3 protein-coding genes are annotated in these 2,285 nt (G+C 73.8%); all 3 read right to left on the bottom strand.

All coding sequences use genetic code 11. The features are described from left to right. Positions 1 to 378 precede the first annotated feature (378 nt). Positions 379 to 1,329, bottom strand: a complete 951-nt coding sequence (era, locus tag SSBG_RS20705) for a GTPase Era (RefSeq protein WP_008748020.1) — start codon at positions 1,327 to 1,329, stop codon at positions 379 to 381. Between the two features lie 177 nt (positions 1,330 to 1,506). Continuing rightward, positions 1,507 to 1,860, bottom strand: a complete 354-nt coding sequence (locus tag SSBG_RS20700; RefSeq protein ID WP_008748019.1) for a hypothetical protein — start codon at positions 1,858 to 1,860, stop codon at positions 1,507 to 1,509. 186 nt (positions 1,861 to 2,046) lie between these two features. Continuing rightward, a partial coding sequence (locus tag SSBG_RS35010) for a hypothetical protein (RefSeq protein ID WP_234010790.1) occupies positions 2,047 to 2,285 on the bottom strand: 239 nt, incomplete at its 5' end.

The following is a 2,285-nucleotide window of genomic DNA, read 5'->3' as shown; positions in this document are numbered from 1 at the left end:
GGGGTGAGGGGGGTGGGGGTGAGGGGGGTGGGAGGGTGAGGGGGCGGGCGTTGGCGTGTGGCGGGGGATGGGGCTAGGGGGCGGCGCGGGGGCCGTGTGACGGGGAGGGGTGGCCCGCACGGGTAGGTGAGCGCCTGCCTACCCGCCGGGCTTCACGCACAATCACCCGCTCTTTCGAGTGAGCGGTTTTGCGGGTTTGCCGGAGTTATCCACAGATTCGCCGTGATGGTCACGAGCGGCACGCGGCGTCCGGAAGAATTGATCACAGCGGGTGGCCCACCTCCCCTTTGGGAGGGAGGGGTCTGTGCCGACGCCCGCGACGAGCACGGTCGGGTCGCCGCCCACCCCCATCACCCCACCCAGCCCCACCCAGCCTCCCTAGAACCCCAGTCGCCTGAGCTGCTTCGGGTCGCGCTGCCAGTCCTTCGCGATCTTCACGTGCAGGTCGAGGAAGACCGGCGTCCCGAGCAGCGCCTCGATCTGGCGGCGCGATTTCGTGCCCACGTCCTTGAGGCGCTGGCCCTTCGGGCCGATGACGATGCCCTTCTGGCTGGAGCGTTCGATGAAGAGGTTCGCGTGGATGTCGAGGAGCGGCTTGTCGGCCGGGCGTCCCTCGCGCGGGTTCATCTCCTCGACCACGACCGCGATCGAGTGCGGCAGCTCGTCCCGTACGCCTTCGAGCGCCGCCTCGCGGATCAGCTCGGCGACCATCACCTGCTCGGGCTCGTCGGTGAGATCGCCCTCGGGGTAGAGCTGCGGGCTCTCGGGCAGGAGCGGAACGAGGAGGTCGGCGAGGAGCGAGACCTGCTTGCCCTCGACGGCGGAGACGGGCACGATCTCCGCCCACTCGAAGCCCAGCTCCCGGCCGAGCGCGTCGATCGCCATGAGCTGCTCGGCGAGCCGCTTGCTGTCCACGAGGTCCGTCTTCGTGACGATCGCGACCTTCGGGGTCCGCTTGATCCCGGCGAGTTCCTTGGCGATGAAACGGTCACCGGGGCCGATCTTCTGATCGGCGGGGAGGCAGAACCCGATCACGTCGACCTCGGCCCACGTGGCCCGCACGACGTCGTTGAGCCGCTCCCCGAGCAGCGTGCGCGGCTTGTGCAGTCCGGGGGTGTCGACCAGGATCAGCTGCGCCTCGGGCCGGTGCACGATGCCGCGCACCGTGTGCCGCGTGGTCTGCGGGCGGTTCGACGTGATGGCGACCTTCTGTCCCACCAGCGCGTTGGTCAGGGTCGACTTCCCCGCGTTGGGACGGCCGACGAAGCACGCGAAGCCCGCGCGGTGCGGGGCGGCGGGGGTGGTGGAGGGTTCGCTCATACGGGCCATTCTCCCCGATCGCGCGAGCGAAGCCGACCGGGGCCGCGCACGTCCCCCTCCACGGCCCCGCCGGCACCCCCGGCACAGCCGCCCGGCCTGCCCCGGCATCGACGGAACCCGGCCCCGGCCTCACTACCGCGCAGCCCCCTCCCGGCTCCGCCCGGCCCGAGCCCCGTACCGCCGCCCTCACCCCGCGGCGAGCCGCTCCCGTACCACCGCGTCCGGGCCCGCGAGGAAGACCGGCGTGCCCGCGCCGCCGAGGTCGGCGACGGCGGCGAGGTCCTCGGCGGGAAGGGCGTCGGCGGCCGTCACGACCGCCGCGGCCTCCAGCGACTCCGCTCCGCTCGCGACGGCCATCGCGACCGCCGTGCGCAGCGCGCTCAGCGCGAGGCTCGGCAGGGCGACGGCCCCGGCCACGTACGTACGTCCCGTCTCGTCCCGCACCGCGGCGCCCTCCGGCACCTGGTTGCGGGCCCGCGCGGAACGGGCGAGCGTGATGATCTTGGCGTCCTCGGGGTCCAGCGCGCTGCTCTCACTCATGGCGCCGAGCATACGGAGCCGGGCGCGACCACCACCCCCGGGTCCGGCCCCTGACACACCGCGCCCCAAACACACCACCCCCCATGCACCGCGCCCCAGACAGGCCGCCCCGCACCCAACGCCCCGCACACACCACCGGTCCGCCCCGCGCCCCGCCCGGTGCCGGAGCCGGGGCCGGGGTGCCCCTCAGTCCTCCGCCGCCGCGAGCACCCGGCCCAGGGCCTCTTCCGTGCCCGTCCCCGGCACCGGCATGTGCAGGACGATCAGCTCGTGGGCGTCCTCGCCACGACCGCGGCGGGCGGTCTCGCCTCCGGCGTGCGCCTCGTCGTCCTCGTCGACGCGTGCCTCGTCCTGGCGGCGGCGGCGCTCATCGCGGTGGGGCTGCGGTCCCGGCGTTCCTGAGCGGGTACGGGAACGGGGCGGCG

The sequence above is a fragment of the Streptomyces sp. SPB074 genome (assembly GCF_000154905.1).
Lineage (GTDB): Bacteria > Actinomycetota > Actinomycetes > Streptomycetales > Streptomycetaceae > Streptomyces.
Note: the sequence above shows the minus strand (reverse complement) of the source record. Positions and strands in the feature narration are given on the sequence as shown.